Consider the following 19571-nt stretch of genomic DNA (forward strand, 5'->3'; position numbering starts at 1 on the left):
GCATCCGGTCATGACCGATTCGTTCATTCAATTAAACTCAGGACAAAATATCAGCATCAATGAATGCGAGCAAATTCAGGTAACCATTCAGTGTACATCAACCCCTTCTCCCTTGGATGTTAGCTGCTTTATGGTGAACGAAGAGGGGAAAGTCCCATCTGACGACTATTTTGTATTTTATAATCAGAAGGCTAATCCGCACCACAGTGTACTTCTGCAACAGGCAGAGGAACTGCAATCCTCTTTTGTACTGGATACGAATCAATTACGGCAGGCTCCTGTAGAAAAATGTGTGTTTACGGCTACTCTGGATGCGGGAGGGACATTCGCCGATGTTCAGACATGTCAGGCAGTTGTACAAGCTGGCTCCCAGCAGATTACCTATGAGATCACGCAGGTCACTGCGGAAACAGCACTTATTTTCATTGAAGTCTATAAGTATCGTGACGGATTCAAAGTTCGTGCAATTGGACGAGGTTTCTTTGGTGGGTTGCAGCCGCTGGCAGAGTCATTTGGTGTTGAGATTGAGAGTAACGACACCTCGGAAGCTGAACAGGTCATTCTCACGGCACGTGCTGAAGTTGCAGCGACCTCTCCTGAAGCCCCGGCACCTGTTGCTGCACCGACCACAAATCATGCACCGTTGAACCTAACCAAGATCGATCTCCTCAAGCGTAAAGTAACCCTGTCTCTGCAAAAGAAAAATATTGAACCTATACAGGCACGTGTTGCCGTCGTATTCGATGCATCAGGCTCCATGTACCATCTGTATCGCAAAGGCATCGTGCAAGAAGCCTTCGAGCGTATACTGGCGATTGCATCAGCATTTGATGATAACGGAGAGTTGGACGTCTGGTTCTTTGCCAAAGACTTCTTGCGTGCCCCTAGCGTCACCGCCAGGGACTTCGAGAATTATATTGAACGCACATACACGCTGGGAAGCAAAGGCGGCACCAACAATGAACCTCCTGTGATGCAAGATGTCATTCGCAAATACACGATCGAAGAACCCAATGTGAAGATCCCAACGTATATTATCTTTTTTAGCGATGGTGGGGTCAGTCAAAAAGGGAAAATCATGCGGCTTATAACCGAAAGTTCAACCAAAAATCTGTTCTGGCAATTCGTTGGCCTGGGACAAGCCAATTACGGTATTTTGGAGAATCTCGATGACATGACTGGACGTTTCATCGATAATGCTGACTTTTTTGCACTGGACGACATCTCCAAGATCAGTGATGAAAAATTGTATGATCGTCTACTTACTGAATTTCCAGACTGGATGAAGGAAGCTCGGGCCAAAGGCATTTTGGCCTAAAGCCCTCATCCCATATAAGTTATTCAGGCTTGCACTTTCTCTGCTTTACCACCCTTGGAACGTGGCCTTAGCATACTTCCTACGATTCGCAACATGGACTTGCGTGGCATGAGGCGGGAGAGCTGCGCTGTCCAATAGTTTTGGGCCCCAGGCACAGCATAAGGTTTGCCTGACTCCAGCGCCCTCATGGCCACGGCCACGACATGCTCAGGTGTATCACGTTTGCCCACGGAGGCTTCTTCAGCGCCCACTACATCAAAGAACGAAGTCTCGGTTGAACCCGGACATAGAGCCAAGAACTGAACGCCACGCTTCCTGTTTTCTTCATATAACGCCTCTGTAAAAGAAAGTACATATGCCTTCGTTGCTCCATACACAGCCATATACGGATCAGGTTGAAAGGCGGCAGTCGAAGACACATTAATGACAGCACCATGCTTCTTCTGCAACATGCCTGGCAGGAAAAGATGTGTCATATTGGTCACGGCCAACACGTTCAACATAATCTCATCCTGCTGCCTGGAACCATCCACTTGTTCAAATAACCCATGAGTAGCAAAGCCAGCATTGTTAATCAATATATCGATCTGTATGCCCCGATTCTGGCACTCCTCATATACGTTCCGTGGTGCCTCTGCCTCGGAGAGATCCGATACGATTACCTCAGCCCTCACTTGATATGTACGCTCTATTCGTTCTGCCAATTGATTCAGTTTGGACTCCGTTCTGGCCACAAGCACGATATTTTTACCCTTGGAAGCCATTTCGAGTGCAAAAATCTCCCCGATACCTGAAGAAGCACCTGTAATAAGTACCCATTGATGTTGATCCTTTTTCATTTTTCATCCATCCTCTAATTATAATCGGAATTCACGTTTTCACCAAGAAACGTTGTTTCTGTATAAAACCATCGTAACCACAATCCACGATCCTGTCAAATCATAATTGTTAAATTTGAATTTAGAACATGGTGCTTCTTTTCTAAATTCGGTTTAAATTGACGTTAGCCCGCGTAAAACAGTAGAATGACCTTAAGAAACGGAAACGTAGTTTCTGTTGAACAACAATACGGTTACGAGGATGAAATCAATGAAGGATCATAATTCAGGTTCCACGGAATCTGCACATACCGTAACGACCTTTCAGCAAGCCAGACTCCAGCACTCGGATAATCTGCGGCAAAATATTGTGCATGCTGCTGCTGCTTTACTGCAAGAGCATGGACCAGAGGCCGTCACGGTACGCCGTGTAGCTGAACGCATGGAGTGCTCCACCAAGATCATATATAACCTGTTCGGCAAAAAAGAAGGGTTAGCCAAACATCTATATTTAGAGGGATGTTCCCTCATGGCCCAGTATTTTGAAGCTATACCCCGACAAGCGTCGTTCGAACAATATTTCCGTGATCTGGCCTACGTCTACTGGGACTTCGGCATTTCACAATCCAGCTTCTATCAGCTGATGTTTGGAGGTTCTTTTTCCGAATTCAAACCGGATGGAGAGACATTGCAGGGAACAGCGACTGCATTGAAGCAAGTATCTGCCCTGGTGGAGATAGCCATTGAACAGGGAATGATTCAGGTACAAGATCCCCTGCTTGCGGTACGAATGATCTGGGCACCCTTACACGGTGTTATTCATCTGTACCTGGGAGGCCATATTGAGAGCGAAGAAGCTGCCAGAACCCTCTATGATCATACGGTATCGATGGTCATACACTCCCTTTTGAGTACATCTGCAAATGAATAAGCATGAAATCTGTACACTTTAAAAGCTTTTAGAAGTTAAACGGAAAAGGAGCAGATCCATTGGCATAATGCGCCTAGGACATGCTCCTTTTCTTTGTTTACTCTATAACCATATCGACTCACAGCCGATTAAAGTTTCTCTTGGTTCTCGGCTTCCCAACGTGCAATTTCCTTGCGTACGATTGGAGCGACCTCTTTACCAAGCAGCTCAATTGCTCTCATCACCTCGTTGTGCGGCATGGTGCCGAGGGGGGTGTGTAACATGAAGCGGGTAATACCGACTTCTTTGCGCAGGTAAATAATTTTCTGAGCTACCGTCTCCACATCACCCACGTACAAAGCACCTTCAAGGCTGCGCGCCGCATCAAATGTCGCACGGCTATAGTGTCCCCAGCCACGTTCACGGCCGAGTATGTTCATAACCGCTTGAGCTGGCGGGAAGAATTTCTCCACGGCTTCGTCTGTTGTATCGGCAATGAAGCCGTGAGAGTGAGAAGCAACGGTCAGCTTGGAAGCATCATGTCCCGCATGTGCAGCTGCTTTCTTGTACAGTTCCACCAATGGTGCGAATTGTACCGGACGGCCACCGATAATGGCAAGTACCAGTGGCAAACCGAGCAATCCTGCACGAACAACGGACTCCTGATTACCGCCACTACCAATCCATACCGGAAGTTTTTCCTGTACCGGGCGTGGATAGATGCCCAGATTGTTAAAGGAAGGGCGATGTTTGCCTTCCCAGGTTACTTTTTCGGAATCACGCAGTTTGAGCAGCAAATCCAGTTTCTCGTCGAATAGTTCATCATAATCGTTCAGGTCATAGCCAAATAGTGGAAACGATTCGATAAATGATCCCCGCCCTGCCATAATCTCTGCACGCCCATTCGAAATGCCGTCCAGTGTCGCAAAATCTTGAAATACCCGTACCGGATCCTGCGATGACAGCACCGTTACAGCGCTCGTAAGGCGAATATTCTTGGTCTGTGAAGCTGCGGCCGCCAGAATGACAGCTGGTGATGAAGCGGCGTAGTCAGCACGATGATGTTCCCCCACGCCGTATACATCCAGACCCACCTGATCTGCCAAAACAATCTCTTCAACGACATCGCGAATGCGCTGCGCATGACTGATAAGCTCTCCCGTTTTTACATCCGGATTCGTCTCCACAAATGTACTAATTCCGATTTCCATTGTCTGTTCCTCCCTGGTATGAAGCGATCCGTTGTCCATCTAACCTATTGTAAGTAGATCACCTTTTGTTATGTATCTTAATATTGAACTATTTTAATGAAAAACACAAGTACCCTCTGTTTCCAGAGGGCTCTTTTATGATTATTTCTTTCTCCCAATGTACAGCAGGTGCGACGAGATTCCCAATATGGAAGGATCTTTGGCCGCCTCAATCATATATTGCATGAGTTCATCATACTCGGCACGTTCTTGCCAGTATTGCTGTTGATCGTCCGTGAGCATCGCTCTAAGGCTCGATGAACCAATCAAATCGACAGTTTCGAAGTTGTGCTGTTCCATGAAGGGCGTAACGTCCTGAATATTGAAATAGTATGCTCCCGTAAATCGTCCTTGATCCTGATGATCGAATATACCCTTTTCCACAAAAGAACGGATTGCACCCATATGGTCATTTGGCTTCCAATGCTGTGGAGATTGTAACGAATTGATACTCATGCGCATCCGGCTCTGCATCGCTATATACACCATGCCCCCCGGCTTGGTCACACGATACAACTCCTGCACAGCAGCCACACGCTCCTCATCTGTCTGCAGGTGATACAAAGGCCCCAGCATGAGGGACGCATCATACGTCTCATCGGCAATACCGGAGAGCGAAGTCGCATCGAGAACATGGAATCCATTGAATTGCTGCATTAAACCGAACTCCTGAGCCTTTTGCCGTGCAGTATCCACGGAGGATGGTGTCAGATCGGATAAAGTGACTTGGTACCCCATCTTTGCCAGCTCCATGGCATATTTCCCCGGCCCAGCGCCATTATCCAAAATATGACCGTTGGCAGGAAGATACGCTCTGATGTAATGCATGTTAATGATGAATTCAATCGGTTCCCGCTCCAGTCTCCCCCACTCATCAAACCCGGAATAATATTCAATAATATGATCTCTCTTCATCGCTTTGGCACCTGCCTTTTCTTATATGTAGACCACCCAAGCATGTTAAAAAATTAAATTCCAACCAGTATATATCTACTAAATATTTCCTGTCAAACAAAAAACGTTCAATTCCCTTGGATACGGAACTGAACGTTTCTCAATCTTATCTTATATCTTTTTCACAAATTCGGATTTCAGCTTCATCGCACCCAAACTGTCAATCTTGCAATCAATATCATGATCCCCATCAATCAGGCGGATATTCTTCACTTTCGTACCCTGTTTGACCACAAGTGAGCTACCTTTTACCTTCAGATCTTTAATGACCGTAACGGTATCACCATCACTTAGCACATTTCCGTTTGCATCACGGATTACCTTCGTATCCTCTGCGTTCTCATTGTCTGCTTCCATAGACCATTCATACGCACACTCCGGGCAAACCAGCAGGTTACCATCCTCGTACGTGTACTCAGAATTACATTTCGGGCAGTTAGGCAAATTAGACATATGTATTAAACTCTCCATTCTACGATTGGCTTTCCCGCAAGTATACGGGAATTCGGCGGTATGTTCCATACGCTTGCTCACTGCATGAATGGATTTAAACCAAATTTAAGGTTTATGCCTCCCTGACTTTAAGGGTAACTACTTATGATGTAACTATTAGATACACACTACAAATACATGAATTTAGATGAAATTTACTATATTTTTTGATATCAAAGGAGTGCCTACTCATGTCTTCATATGTTTTTCCGGTGCAAGCGGCATTTGCTATATTTGTCGTCGCGGCCATGTTTTTGCTGGTGCCGTGGTTGATCTATGGTTATCGTAAAGACGGCTTCTTTAGCTGGTCGCGGTTTGGCGTCAGCTTTTCCTTTATCTTTTATATTCTGGCTGCCTATTGCCTCGTCATTCTTCCGTTTCCAACTACGCGAGATACCTGTTCACAGCAAGCTGCTGACACGATCTATTACAATCTGATTCCATTCACTTTTGTCAAAGACATCATGAAGGAAACACCCGTTGTATGGTCTCAGCCTTCCAGCTATCTCAGCATGATTCAGGGCAGAGCCTTTCTGCAAGTTCTATTTAACGTCCTGCTTCTCATGCCGCTGGGTGTATATATCCGTTATTTTTTTCAAAAGAGATCGTTCTGGAAATATGCTCTACTGGGTGGATTTGGGCTTTCCTTATTCTTCGAGATCACTCAAATTACTGGATTCTACGGATATTACAACTGTCCCTATCGCTTGTTTGATGTAGATGATCTGTTATTGAACACTTCAGGAACAGTGCTTGGATTTGTCACAGCTCCCATTCTACTCGCTTTGTTTCCATCCCAAGCAAGTATCCAGGCGAAAAGTGAGCAGATCGTGGAGCAAAATCGCGTGTATCCCGTACCACAACTGCTTGCATTGCTTATCGACGGTGCGGTAGTCGTGCTGATTACCAATGTGTTGTCCATCTTCACCCCGTCCGATGTCATTCAAGAAGCACTGAATACATCCATCGCGATGGTCATCGTACTGTTCTTCATTCCATGGGTACGGAGCGGAACAACACCAGGCTCAGCTATTCTGCGCTTCCGATATGTGAATCGCCAGAGCGGCTCACCGACCATCGAATCGTTATTTAAAAGACTGCTCGCACTTTACACGCCTTGGTTCGTGGTTACAATCATCCGCTGGGTCAATGATTATGCCTTCACCAGTAATCAGGATGTTATGCTCCAGCCTTATCAAATATTGCTTTCCCTTGGAACATTCGGTGTCTATATGTTGGTCTATGCCGTGCTCTTCATTCATGTCTTCATTGTGCTGTTCTCCCGTGGAAAACGTTCCTTCTACTTCGATGAGGTATCCCGCACGCGGGCCTCTCGTAAATAGTTAACATGTCTGCTAAGCGCTAAGCTTCCGTAAACTAGCATCAGAAAAAGGCGACTTCCACTTATACATAATGGAGTCGCCTTCTTTTTGAACTACAGACCCAATAGCTCTCGCTTGGATGCTTCAGGATCATGCACAACTTCAATCTCATGGTTGAAGATCAGTGTCGCACGATCCTGCTCATATTCAGGCCAGTTCACACCTGCAACCTCAGGTTTTCCATTTTTGGCAAAGGAAATCCATGCATCCTGTACCTTTAGAGCAAGTGCCGACGCAGCTTCGTCGGGCTCCGCATTCATGAATTTAAGGACATGCAGTGTATTGAACACAAAGAACATTTCGATGCTGTGAATTGCTCTTTTCAACAGGGGATGTTCCGGCATGACCCAATCAAATCGATACATCCACACCGGGGCATACTTCTGCTGTGCCGCAGCATATTGCAGCGATGACCGCCAGAAGAACATATCGGTCATGACTTGAGCTTGTCCATCAGCCGTTTTCGGATAACTGTCCGCGATAGATACCCGGTTCTGTAGATCTGGCGTCATAAAGTCTACGCCCTGAACCATATCGATTTCTTTTGAATACGGTACATGCGGCTGGATGAACAGTGCACCCTCGTGCAACGTCGTACCAATCAGCACCGGGATGTCCTGTGCTGATCCTTCGCTCACCGCCTGCAGTGGGATCTGTGGAAGTATCTCCCCATCCAATACAGGTTGGAATAATAATCCTATGCCTACTCCGCTCTGCTGTTTGACCGTTTCACCAGCTGCAATAATCTGCTCTACAGGGATTGTACGTAGCTTCTGCAGATTATCCCGGTCCACGCCAAGAATCTTCAGCACCCCTTCCCGCATAGCTGAAGCTTGCTCTGCCGGCATGAATTGTGAAGCACCGCTCTCCATAATGGCACGATGGAAGAGTCCTTTGGCCGCTGGCATCGCCATCAGCGCCGCAATACTCATGCTGCCTGCTGATTCACCGAACACCGTAACCTGGTCCGGGTTACCACCAAAAGCAGAGATATTGTCCTTCACCCATTGTAACGCCGCAACCTGATCCAGCAGGCCTGCATTGGATACAAATGAATCACCCAATGGGGCCATGTGAAGGAAACCCAAAGGTCCTAGTCGGTAGTTGATTGTCACAACGATGACCTCACCCCGAACCGCTAACTGCGTACCATCATATATAGGCTGGCTACCTGAACCTGATACGAAGGAGCCGCCGTGAATCCATACCATGACCGGCAGTGGTTCCGCGCTTTTTTCCTTAGGCGCCCAGATGTTCAGATATAGACTATCTTCTGACTCATTCGGAAGTTCTGTCAGGCCCTCTGGTTGATGATTTCGAGGTTGTATATTCTCAGGTCCAAATTGAGTGGCCTGTCTGATTCCATCCCATGACTCGGGTTGTGCCGGAGCTTGGAAACGTAATTCACCTACTGGGGGTTTCGCATAGGGAATGCCCTTCCATACGCTTGCACCATGCAAAAGCTCGCCTTGAACTGTACCGTACTTCGTTGCAACTTGAAGTTCTCTCATATGCCGCCTCTACTTCCTCTCCATGAATAGGTTAGACTAACGATTAATAAGTTAATGTGTACTTATTTGAGTATAGTTTGTACGAACACCCATTTACAACTTTACCCAGACTTATGTAATCCTACTACGTTTCACGTGGAACTTTTATGTAATTATTATGGAGTTTAACTTGTCCCTAGCCAGCGAATCTTTGCACCTAAAAAATTACTGATTAGTAGGTAATTTGACTTAAAGAAAATTTTACCATACAGTTGTAGTTTATTAACTAATGATTAAGGATGAGTAATATGAATTTAATTAAAAATCCCCAACCGGTAATTCCAAAGAATTGGAGCTCAAAATCTTCTTTCTCTCGAAAACAATGGCTAGATTGGCAAGCAGACTATAAAGCCAATCTAGCTACAGAACTTAAAATGCAAAGCTCTCATAGTGAATTGAAAGAGAGACTACACTTAAACAGAAAAATAGTAGACCTTTTTAAATTTATAGTAGATATGTTAGAGGGACAACTTTTTTATTCACATCTGTTTTTTCTGGCGGATTCAGAAGGAGTTATACTGGATATTATCGGAGAAGAATCTCTCCATAATGGACTTAGACCATTAGTGGTTAAGTTAGGAAGTTCAATGGCAATGGAATCAGGAGGGGTTAATGCAATTTCTATTGCTTTAGAAACTGGAGAGAATATATTCCTTAAAGGTGACGAACATCAACTGGTTCCCTTCAAAGAATGGCTATGTCTCTGCTGCCCAATTAAAGTTCATGGGAAAACTATAGCCTTTCTGAACTTCTCTCGTTCAATGCCATTTGTTTACGATAGTATATTTGCTCTAGTTTACTCCATTGTCTCTTATATTGAATTCGAATTAGAAAAGGATTTGAATGATCAGAATCGAATACAAGCATTATTTACTACATACAGTTTTACCAATAGAGAATGTGAAGTTGCTACGTTGTGGCTGCAGAATAAAGGAGCACTATATATAAGCGAGAAATTGGGGATTACTGAGGGGACAGTTAGAAATTTTGTGAAGAAAATCTATACGAAATGTAGTGTTAATGATCGTGGAGGCTTTATACAAAAGTTCTATCAAGCTTAAGTAGTTATTGGAAAAGGCTTTTTTTTAAACAGAAAATTTCGGAATATATTTTGATTGAATGAAAATCATAATTCAAAAACCTGCTTCTGGATATCAGTTAAGCAGGTTTCTTTTTTATCCCTTCTTTGGGAAACAGCAACTCCCTATTACGGGAGAACACTTTACAATTCTCTTGTATTAATAAGGAGCACTTGTTCCTAGCTAAACAATAAACTTGGTTCACAAAGATCCTGACTTACGATCTACTGATTATTTTCTGGATTTTCTGAGCTTTATAAACTCTACAAGAATAAATGAAATTATAAACAAGAATGCAATCAAAGAAAAAACAGCCAACTCTTTTTCTTTTAGATAAACATATATAAGATTAATAAGAGGAATTAACAATATAAGAACTCCGTAGTTACTTCTTTTTTTCATTTTTTCCTCCATAGTGTTTTGTTCTTGTGAACTCACAATAGTAAAACTAGTGCATTCAAATTATATGAAGTCATGCCTGTTGAATATCCTAATTATTAAATTCATGTTAGTGAAAACCGACCTTAAACAATGATACTGTTGTATCATTCTCCATTTGACGGGCAATTGTTCCGTAAGAAACAACAGGTCATAGCCCGTCAAGTAGACTATAAAGAAAGAGAATTTTTAATAAGCTGCAACATTTTCCCCAGAATTCAATCGGGAGTGTTGCCATAGCAGTTCCCACGTTGCGAATGGAGCAAGGATGTTAGCCCACACTTCAGCTTCTTCAACGTATCCGTCAAGAGTTGTAATTCATTTCGCTAGGCAAAGTTCCCAGGCTATAATTTCGTTGCTATACGGATCCATCACACGTACATTTCACTAACATAATAAAAGCCCCTACGGTCTCCAGTGTTTGAGTTCATTGTAACATGCACTCTTTTTTCACTATCTACCATAAGGGGATAATACCACGTACAGTAACACCATCATCCTTTTTTCTTCTTCCATATGCCAAACGATACAGATAACATAAACACAACAGCTACTATACTGATAATAATCATGGAATTATTAGTAAAGGGATCATCTGAATTTAGAAATTGAGGGAATAAGCGATTCAATAATATAAGACTAAATACAAAGAACTGAAATATAAAGTAAGGTACGTACATTTGATTACCATTCTTATTGTAAAAATATACAAGCAATAAAAAAATTATAAAATTATAAATAGATGTTGGACTCGTTTCAAAATTCAACAATACAACAACGAGGCCTATCAGAAAGTCAACCAAAATCATATATTTAATAAACTTTTTGTTCATAAACAAGCCATCTCCTTATAAACAATCCCAATTTGTCAAACAGTTCATAAACAAAATGAAAATATAGCTAGGAACTCATTGTTAATGAGATCCTAGCTACTGTCTTTAGAACGATGAGCCTACTTTGTATCCTGCCCAAGCGGCACCACTAGCACCTGCAAAACCAATAACTAATGCTGGCACTGACACTGGTGCCGAAGCTACAGCAAGCAGGGTGCCACCTAAAATTGCGGCGCCTTCCAATGCCTGCCCCCAATTGACTCCACCTTCGATGGACAGAGTCTCTCCGAAAGTCAACTCGCTAAAATTTGAAGAAAGAACCATTTCCATTTAAATTTCTCCTATACTTTATTTATTTATTATAATTTCTATGTATTTTAATTTCCTAGGTTAATTTAAACACACAGAAAATTACAATCACAAGGATGAAGGATTAATTCCAACATAAATATCCAACTCATTTTTATCTTTTCCATGGAGGTAAGTCACATTGTAGAAGTAAGTGATTTGCTGTAAACCTGTATCCTCAATATAGTTGGATAAATCAGCACAGGCTTTTTTAATACTCTCAATATCCGGCTGACTTACCGTAAATTTTAAAGCATTTGTAAGATGAAAGAGTGGCTTATATTTATAAATCGATGTTTGCTCAGCAAACGCTCGATCTATTGGCACTAAATACTCTATGTCTAGGAATATCTCCTTATCAACAACTCTTTGATTGAAGGTCACGCTAATTAATGGCCCACGAGCCTGATATCCATTGGTCTCTAACATTTTGAGAAATCTCTCTAATTGAGAGTTAATATTTCCTTCGAGAAGTTCACTTCTAAAACAAGCTAAATGCTCGTATTTAATGTCTTGGCTTGACTGAATTTCACTAAACACGCACCATCGATCCTTTCAATAAAAAATGTGAGCATCGGAAAATCTAAGTCTCCGCATTCTTTCACTTGTCTTATATACAAATCATAAATCTGTAATATATATATTGCATATATCTAATATTGGATATAGGATTCTGACCCCGATTAGTGTAACTTATTGGAATTAATATATAACTTATAATTCATAATGAAACTAAGTTTTATAGATTAAGGCTAGGCTTTTTAGCTATTTTCGGAGGTTCCGCAGCATGTCACTACTTAAAAGATACGCTTCCCAGAAACAGTACGACTTAAAGGATTGTGGTGCAGCTTGCCTAGCTACAATCTCAAAACATTACGGACTAAAGATTCCTTTAGCCCGAATCCGAGAAATCGCTGGCACTGACAAACAAGGAACCAATGCACTAGGTATCATAAAAGCAGCAGAAGAAATGGGCTTCTCCGCAAAAGGAGTCAAAGGAAACCCTGAAGCGTTCTTCAGTGACTTCCCACTCCCTTGTATTGCCCATGTAGTTATCGACCAAAAGCTTCTTCATTATGTAGTCATACATAAAATTACAAAGAAAAAAGTAATACTAGCTGACCCAGCAAAAGGAATTGTAAAGTATAGCCCTGAAGAATTTTTCAAAATTTGGACAGGTGTTCTTATTTTTATGGTTCCGACCGCACAATTCCAGAAAAAAGATGAGACACAAGGTGCTTTATCACGTTTCTTCACCCTACTGCTCCCACAGAAACGCATGTTGCTGGGGATTTTTTTTGCGTCATTGCTATATACGGCTTTGGGAATACTGGGCGCATTTTACTTTAAGTTTTTACTTGATTCGATCGTCCCTTATAGGTTAGAACAGACCTTACAATGGATTTCAATTGGTGTTATTATTCTGACCCTATTGCAGACATTATTAAATGCTTTTAGAAGTCACTTATTATTGTATTTAAGCCAAAAGCTCGATATTTCATTAATACTTGGATATTACTACCATGTCCTGAGATTGCCTCTCTCTTTTTTCGAGACCCGTAAAACAGGTGAAATCATCTCACGACTTCTGGACGCTTCCAAGGTTAGAGATGCAATATCCAGTGCCGCTCTAACTATTATGATTGATTCTCTGATGGTTATTGCAGGCGGGATCATCTTATATACTCAGAACTCCTTCCTCTTTGGTATAACGGCAATTATGATACCACTATACGCACTAATTGTCTGGGGATTCCATCGCACATTTGAGAGACAAAATCGTGAGCAGATGGAACAGAACGCAGAGCTTACTTCATATATTGTGGAATCGGTCAATGGCATTGAGACCCTTAAAGCTTATCAGGCTGAAAGAGAAGCCAATCTGGAAACTGAAAAGAAATTCATTAAATTACTACGTACTCTTTTCAAGTTCGGTTACTCCAACAATCTTCAGGCTACTTTAAAAGGAACTCTTCAAGGCGTCGGCGGGATTGTTATCCTTTGGATTGGCGCTAACGAGGTATTAAAAGGAAATTTAACCATGGGGCAACTGATTACGTTCAATGCTTTGCTTGCATACTTTATAAATCCTATTTTAAACCTGATCAACCTACAGTCTTCACTACAAACGGCTGTTGTCGCTGCAGATCGGCTAACTGAAATTATGGATCTTGAACCTGAGAAAAAGGAATCCGATGAACGCAATATTAAACCAACATCATTAAAGGGATCTATTGACTTCAAAGATGTGCATTTCCGATATGGAACGAGACAATCCATTCTGAATGGTGTAGATCTACATGTTGAAAGAGGAGAAAAGGTTGCATTGGTAGGTGAGAGCGGTTCTGGTAAGACAACCTTGGTCAAACTGTTACTTCGTTTCTACGAGGCGGAAAAGGGAGAACTATTGATTTCTGAAAATAATATAAAAGACATATCTATCGATTCGCTTCGACAGAAAATAAGTTACATCCCACAACAAACGTTTTTCTTCAGCGGTACGATTAGGGATAACCTTGCTATGGGAGCTACATCGGAGATTGAAATGGATGAAATCATTGAGGCAACTAAGCAAGCAAGTGCTCATGATTTTATTAATCAATTGCCTATGCGTTATCAGACAAATCTGGAGGAGAATGCATCCAATTTGTCAGGAGGACAGCGTCAGCGACTGGCTTTGGCGCGTGCGTTACTTACCAAGCCTGACATTCTGATTCTGGATGAGGCAACTAGTAATCTGGATACTACAACAGAAAAAGCCGTATCGGATACGATACATAGCCTAGATGATATGACGATGATCATTATTGCTCATCGATTGAGTACGGTTATGCGTTGTGATCGTATCTTTGTCATGGACAAAGGTACTGTAGTAGAGTCCGGAACACATGATCAACTGCTTCAACAGCGAGGGAGATATTATGAGCTCTGGAAAGATCAGTTACCTGGAGTAGATACGGAAACTACACAAGAAGATAGTACTACTCTGCCTAAGCTGGAACACACGGGGGCGATGGTATGAGTCTTAAACTTCTGAATCCTGAAGAGTTGAAGGACAGCAGAGAAATGCTGGAAAAGAAATCACCTGCATTTATTAGCTGGTTTCTTATATTACTTACGTTAATATTAGTCATTGCGTTTATCTGGAGCTGGAAAGCTCAGATTGATGTCGTTGTTAAAGCTCCCGGAGTAGTCAAACCTAATGAGAAGATATCCAAAATTGTTAACAAGGCTACAGGAAGTGTTTCAAAAATATATGTACAACAGGGACAACGAGTTCAGGCCGGTGATAAGCTATTTTCTATTCAGACAGGGACTCTTAAAAGTGACAAAACTCGTTTGCAAAATGATTACAAAGAAGCAGAACAGAGATTGGTTGGACTTGAACAACTCTCTACAGCACTTTCGTCAGGTAATGAGAATATAAAGTCCAACAAAAAAACAGCAGGTGCTATATTAAGTCATGATAATCCAGTACAGAACAAGCTAGAATTGGATATTTCTAAGGTGACTGCTGATCAGGTTGAGACAGATAAAAGCATTGCAAGTAAACGTCTCCTACTCAAAAGTCTTAACTATGGGAGAAATTATCTACCCACTGGTTCCGTTGAATATGAACGATATGAGAACTATAGCCTAAAGGTATCTCAGAATTCATTGAATGAAACGCAAATTCAGGAAGATTATAAACGAGCTATCTTTGACGGTGACGAAATGACCGCTACTGCGGCCAAAGAAAAACTGAAAACGATAAAGCTACAGATGGAGACTAATCAAAGTGAATTGCGATATGCGATTCAGACAGAACTAGAAGATGCACTGGTGCAAAAACAAACGCTAAAAAAACAAGAATCTGACTTATACGTTCAGTTGCAAGGAAGCATTGATGAGTTAAGAACACAGACAAAGGAACTCCATAGCCAAATTAATACGATTCGTTCTAATCTGGATAATTATACGGCAACAGCACCTATCTCAGGCGTTATTAATACCATAAATGAAGTAGGTGAAGGACAGCTTATCCAGGAAGGGTTACAAGTCATGGATGTCGTTCCCGTAAATAATACGATCTATTCCATTCAAATTGCTATGAGTCACCAAGATATTGGGCGTATACATGAAGGAGATCCTGTACGCTTTCATTTTGCCGCCTTCCCCCGGGAAGAGTACGGTTCTGTACTCGGTAAAATAACGTCCATTAGTAGCGATGCTTTAGTAAACCCTCAAGATGGATCTACTTATTACGTGGTGGAAGCTACGCTCGAATCAATACAACTAAAAGATGCCCTTGGTCAAAAGGAGCAGATCAAATCAGGTATGCAAACGGAAGCTCACATTATAACGGAGCAAAAATCAGCACTGCAATGGCTCTTAGAAAAAATGGATTTTTGGACTAAATAACTTTAATAAAAGAGCCGCCCTTTTGAGCGACTCATCGGGACTATCGAGAACATCTCGATAGTCTTATTAATTTCTTCAATTATTATATCTGTGTTTAAATTCCCGATACCCGATAATGCACCGTAAACTCAGCACCCTCGATCCATTCACCCGTAACAAAGTTCCGTCCCTTCACAACGACTCGATCCTTATAAATCTCCACATGAAGTCCTTCACTGCCCTCCAGATGCTCGTCCTTATCTGTCCAGAGATATCCTACAGACGACGCATTGAACATGGTTGGCATGTGGCCTGCACCATCGTACATCGTATGCTGCGCCTCTAACTGCCAATGGGTGTGACCCGAGAAGAGAATCGCTTGCGGGTATTTAGCCAGAACAGCCTTGAGTTCCACATCCTGATTCACCCCATACCATCCCTGTTCCTTCAACGATCCAGCTACCGTATCCATAAGCGGCTGGTGCAAGAACAGGAAGATGGGATGATCCGGCGTTGCACGTTCAGACAATTTCGCATCCAGCCACTCCAACTGTTCAGCCGACATATCACAATCCTTCGGATGAGGTTGCTCGGTTCCGAGAAAGATGTAATGGTACCCGTCGATCCAGTGATCGTGGTAGGAGCCCTTCATGCCGGTTGTCGTTTCAAAATAACTTAATCGACGTTGCCATAGCCCGGCGACTGTAATGGATTCAGCTTGGTCGTATATATCCTGACCCTCCTGCTCCGAAGGTGCAGCAGACAAAGTATACGTTCCACCTGATAACTGCTCAATAAGTGCAGCTGATTCAGCAGCGGTTTGTTTTTTGACCAGCTCCATATCTGCCTCTTGCTCCAATAACTCAGCTACTTCATCCTCTTTCATCTCAAGCAGAACAATCGGCGGATCTTGCCATACCACGGCTCCGATATCATGATTACCTACCGTGTACCGGATATCCGGCAAGTTCTCCGCATATTGCTTCCATATGCGTTGCAACTCACGGTACTCGCTCGGCAGACCCCGATCCGTCACATCACCTACATGCATAATCCCACTGCTCCCCTGACTAAACGTAGCCATATCAGCGAGCGCTTGCTCCAAATGTCGGTTATGAATGTGGTCTGCATCGTCCCGTACATGTGTGTCCGTAATCACCTGGAAGGTGGCAAGGGGTTGCTTAGCTAGATGTTCATTTCCCATCAAGAATCACTCCATTTCAGTCCAATAATGCCAATCAGAATAAAACCGATCCATACCATGGACGTGAGCCGCAGACGTTCACCAAAATAGTAATGCCCCACGACGCCAATAAGCGTAATGCCCACGCCAGACCAGATCGCATAAGCCACAGCCAGCGGCATATACTTCACTGCAAAGTTGAGAAAGGTAAAGCTTGCGCCATAACAGACAAACATCAACACCGAAGGCCATAACCGCGAGAATCCATCCGATACTTTCAGCAAAATGGTAGCGCTAAGCTCCAGCCCGATGGCCAATGCCAGTAGTACCCAGCCCAAGTAAGCATGACTGTTCGTCATCGGCCGAGCCCACCATTCAGTAATTCATGGAACGATTGAATCGTTCTGTCCGCCAAGCGGATTCTTCCTGGTTCTCCAATGCCAATCCTGTGCCCCGCACCAGCGGTTCGTGCCATCTCCATGTCTCCGTCCGTATCTCCAATGACCACAGTATGCTGCACAGATACACCCAACCGTTCACAGGCAAGCAGTAGCATATCGGGAAAAGGTTTGCCCCGCTCCACCAGATCCGTACCAATCACCACGTCAAAAAAGGAATCCAGCTCCATCCACTGCAAATGTTTAACCGCACTTGGTGTATCATCTGCCGTCACTACGCCCATAACGACACCTTCGCTACGGCACTGTTCAAGGAATTCACGAACGCCCGGTAACGGACGTGCCGGACGATGCTTCTCCATCTCTTCCTCCGCTCGCACCAAGCATCCCCGAACCACAATCTTGGCTTCCGCCCAGCTGAGACCCGCACGATATCCATGCCACGTCAGTACGGCATACACTTCATCCATCGTGCCCATGGCAAGTGGACCCCGCACGTCATACCCATTCATCCGCCCCTGTTCATCGTGGAATGTACCCCAGATCTGCGGAAGTTCATCTGTGTTGATACGCAGTCCTCGGATTGCCAACTGATCTCTGAAGTCGTTCAACACACAATCGGTCCAGAATCCCCACATGCCTGTAAAATCAAGCAATGTCCCGTCCTTATCGAACAAAACGGCTTCAATCGGATTCGGTAATCCGTCCACATACGTCTCATCTTGCATTGGTTAAACTCCTTGTCTGCGATCTTGTATGAACGGAAAGGACGGTACAGCATGTACCGCCCTTTTCGCGTGAGTCAATTGCCTGTATACGTTTCTTATTTCGTTACACGATCCAGTTCTTTCTGCGCTTTCTCTTTCGCTTCCTTCAGCGCTTGTTCAGCTGGCATATTATTGATCTGCACCTGATCAGCTGCATCCTTCAATGCATCATTGATTTTGCCACCCGTTGGATCCTGGAATGGAGCCGAAGCGTGAGCTGCTTGTTGCAGTGGTACAGTAATCTGTGGATTTTCCTCACTGAATTTCATGAACTCTGGATCTTGTTGAGCCGATTGACGCACTGCGATATATCCGGTGTTCATGGACCATGAAGCTGTGTTCGAAGTCTCAGAGAAATACGTAAGCCATTGGTAAGCTGCCTGTTGTTGTTCAGGACTTGCAGCTGCCGGAATACCTGCCGAAATGGCACTTGCTACCGGTTTTCCTTCACCAACGCCTTCCCAGCCTGGTTGTTGCATCGCAGCGACTACGCTAAAGTCCAAGTCGCCTTGGTCACCACTAGATCCGGTGTAACCTGCTGCTTTATTCTTCATCACATCATCGATCGTTTTGTACCAGTACTCCCAGCCCTGACCTCCATAGTGAATGCCCATAATCTTGTCTTCGTTGATCCATTTACGGAACAATTCCCATGTCTCGATCCATTCCGGGGAGTCAATTATGACGGTTTTGCCATCGTCACTAAGAATCTGTCCGCCCTTACCCAGCACGGCATCAATCATATTGTCTCTACCCCACATCGGTTCCCAGCCGTAGAAGGTGGTCTTGCCATTCTCTTGCTTGCTCATCTTCGCAGCTGCCTCAGCCAGCTTCTCCCATGTCGTCAGACTTGCTGGATCGATTCCGTTCTCCTTGAAGGTATCCATGCGGTAATACATGATCTGAGTCGTACCGTACATTGGCAAGAAGTATTGTTTTCCATCCACCTGCCCCTGGTTCAGGAACGTCTGAATGAAGTCGTCTTTCTTAAAATTCGGATCTGCGGCAATCATCTCATCCATGGGTGCATAATATCCTTTGCGTGCCCAGTCTATATTGGAGCTGAGTACAGCGGCCGGAACCTTCTTGGAAGCAATTGCTGCTTGCAGCTTCTGTTCCGTTTCCGTGTAATCTGCTTGTACAATTCCTTTTACAACGACTTCGTTCTGGGAGGCATTGAACGCATCAATCGTCTTTTTCATGTTATCGCCCAGATTACCACCCAGACCATACCAGAATTCAATCTCCACCGGATCTTTCGCCTGAGCTTCGGTTCCACTGGCAGCAGCCGTCGTGCTTGATTCTGCGGGTGCTTGTGTTCCACAAGCGGTCAGCAGTGCAAAGCTGGTCGCGAGTACCAGCGACATGCCACCCTTCCAGTTTAATCTCAATCTCTTTTTCCATGTCATGCTTGCCTGACTCCAATTCATTGTCGTTCCTCCTGTTTTAGGTGAAATATTGGTGTTGACAC

Annotated in this window: 17 protein-coding genes; 6 read left to right on the top strand and 11 right to left on the bottom strand. The window is 43.7% G+C overall.

The features are described 5' to 3' along the window. Positions 1–10: 10 nt before the first annotated feature. On the top strand, positions 11–1318 hold the full coding sequence (locus M1D71_RS28535) for a VWA domain-containing protein (RefSeq protein ID WP_458124615.1): 1308 nt from the start codon (positions 11–13) through the stop codon (positions 1316–1318). A 23-nt stretch (positions 1319–1341) separates the two neighbouring features. Here M1D71_RS28535 and M1D71_RS28540 read toward each other — a convergent pair whose 3' ends face one another. Beyond that, entirely contained in the window at positions 1342–2157 is an 816-nt protein-coding gene (locus M1D71_RS28540; RefSeq protein ID WP_458124616.1) for an SDR family NAD(P)-dependent oxidoreductase, read from the bottom strand. A gap of 250 nt (positions 2158–2407) precedes the next feature. Between M1D71_RS28540 and M1D71_RS28545 the strand changes: the two genes are divergently transcribed. After that, positions 2408–3067, top strand: a complete 660-nt coding sequence (locus M1D71_RS28545) for a TetR/AcrR family transcriptional regulator (protein ID WP_458124617.1) — start codon at positions 2408–2410, stop codon at positions 3065–3067. A 128-nt stretch (positions 3068–3195) separates the two neighbouring features. Here the strand turns inward: M1D71_RS28545 and M1D71_RS28550 are convergent, their stop codons facing one another. From M1D71_RS28550 to M1D71_RS28560, 3 genes are all read right to left on the bottom strand, one after another. Next, entirely contained in the window at positions 3196–4257 is a 1062-nt protein-coding gene (locus tag M1D71_RS28550; protein ID WP_458124618.1) for an LLM class flavin-dependent oxidoreductase, read from the bottom strand. Between the two features lie 141 nt (positions 4258–4398). Further along, the gene (locus M1D71_RS28555; protein ID WP_458124619.1) at positions 4399–5211 is read right to left on the bottom strand and encodes a class I SAM-dependent methyltransferase; all 813 of its coding nucleotides are present in this window, start codon (positions 5209–5211) and stop codon (positions 4399–4401) included. 150 nt (positions 5212–5361) lie between these two features. After that, positions 5362–5703 carry a zinc ribbon domain-containing protein YjdM gene (locus M1D71_RS28560; RefSeq protein ID WP_458124620.1) on the bottom strand — a complete coding sequence of 114 codons (342 nt, stop codon included), beginning with the start codon at positions 5701–5703 and terminating at the stop codon, positions 5362–5364. 230 nt (positions 5704–5933) lie between these two features. On the opposite strand from M1D71_RS28560, the gene M1D71_RS28565 reads away from it, so the two are divergent. Then, positions 5934–7085, top strand: a complete 1152-nt coding sequence (locus M1D71_RS28565) for a VanZ family protein (protein ID WP_458124621.1) — start codon at positions 5934–5936, stop codon at positions 7083–7085. Between the two features lie 92 nt (positions 7086–7177). Here M1D71_RS28565 and M1D71_RS28570 read toward each other — a convergent pair whose 3' ends face one another. Next, on the bottom strand, positions 7178–8635 hold the full coding sequence (locus M1D71_RS28570; RefSeq protein ID WP_458124622.1) for a carboxylesterase/lipase family protein: 1458 nt from the start codon (positions 8633–8635) through the stop codon (positions 7178–7180). A 287-nt stretch (positions 8636–8922) separates the two neighbouring features. Here M1D71_RS28570 and M1D71_RS28575 point away from each other — a divergent pair, with 287 nt between their 5' ends. After that, on the top strand, positions 8923–9735 hold the full coding sequence (locus M1D71_RS28575) for a LuxR C-terminal-related transcriptional regulator (protein ID WP_458124623.1): 813 nt from the start codon (positions 8923–8925) through the stop codon (positions 9733–9735). A gap of 1394 nt (positions 9736–11129) precedes the next feature. Here M1D71_RS28575 and M1D71_RS28580 read toward each other — a convergent pair. Then, positions 11130–11354 (bottom strand): hypothetical protein, encoded by a 225-nt coding sequence (locus M1D71_RS28580; protein ID WP_458124624.1) that lies wholly within the window; start codon positions 11352–11354, stop codon positions 11130–11132. A gap of 87 nt (positions 11355–11441) precedes the next feature. Continuing rightward, entirely contained in the window at positions 11442–11912 is a 471-nt protein-coding gene (locus tag M1D71_RS28585; RefSeq protein ID WP_458124625.1) for a hypothetical protein, read from the bottom strand. A 247-nt stretch (positions 11913–12159) separates the two neighbouring features. On the opposite strand from M1D71_RS28585, the gene M1D71_RS28590 reads away from it, so the two are divergent. Both M1D71_RS28590 and M1D71_RS28595 read left to right on the top strand, forming a co-directional pair. Beyond that, positions 12160–14394, top strand: coding sequence for a peptidase domain-containing ABC transporter (locus M1D71_RS28590; RefSeq protein ID WP_458124626.1), 2235 nt, complete (start codon positions 12160–12162; stop codon positions 14392–14394). After that, a complete protein-coding gene (locus tag M1D71_RS28595) occupies positions 14391–15773 on the top strand; it encodes an HlyD family efflux transporter periplasmic adaptor subunit (protein ID WP_458124627.1) in 1383 nt (460 codons plus the stop codon). Before M1D71_RS28590 ends, M1D71_RS28595 begins: the two co-directional genes overlap by 4 nt. Before the next feature lie 94 nt (positions 15774–15867). On the opposite strand, the gene M1D71_RS28600 is transcribed toward M1D71_RS28595, so the two are convergent. From M1D71_RS28600 to M1D71_RS28615, 4 genes are all read right to left on the bottom strand, one after another. Beyond that, the gene (locus M1D71_RS28600; RefSeq protein WP_458124628.1) at positions 15868–16956 is read right to left on the bottom strand and encodes a metallophosphoesterase family protein; all 1089 of its coding nucleotides are present in this window, start codon (positions 16954–16956) and stop codon (positions 15868–15870) included. Then, complete coding sequence (locus tag M1D71_RS28605; protein ID WP_051447260.1) at positions 16956–17294, bottom strand: DMT family transporter; 339 nt, start codon at positions 17292–17294, stop codon at positions 16956–16958. The genes M1D71_RS28600 and M1D71_RS28605 overlap by 1 nt, the downstream gene beginning before the upstream one ends. Then, positions 17291–18061: an HAD family hydrolase gene (locus tag M1D71_RS28610; RefSeq protein WP_458124629.1), complete on the bottom strand. Its 771-nt coding sequence runs from the start codon at positions 18059–18061 to the stop codon at positions 17291–17293. Before M1D71_RS28610 ends, M1D71_RS28605 begins: the two co-directional genes overlap by 4 nt. Positions 18062–18156: 95 nt before the next feature. Beyond that, positions 18157–19530 (bottom strand): ABC transporter substrate-binding protein, encoded by a 1374-nt coding sequence (locus tag M1D71_RS28615; RefSeq protein WP_458124630.1) that lies wholly within the window; start codon positions 19528–19530, stop codon positions 18157–18159. Between the last annotated feature and the right edge of the window lie 41 nt (positions 19531–19571).

Source organism: Paenibacillus sp. Z3-2 (genome assembly GCF_054161325.1).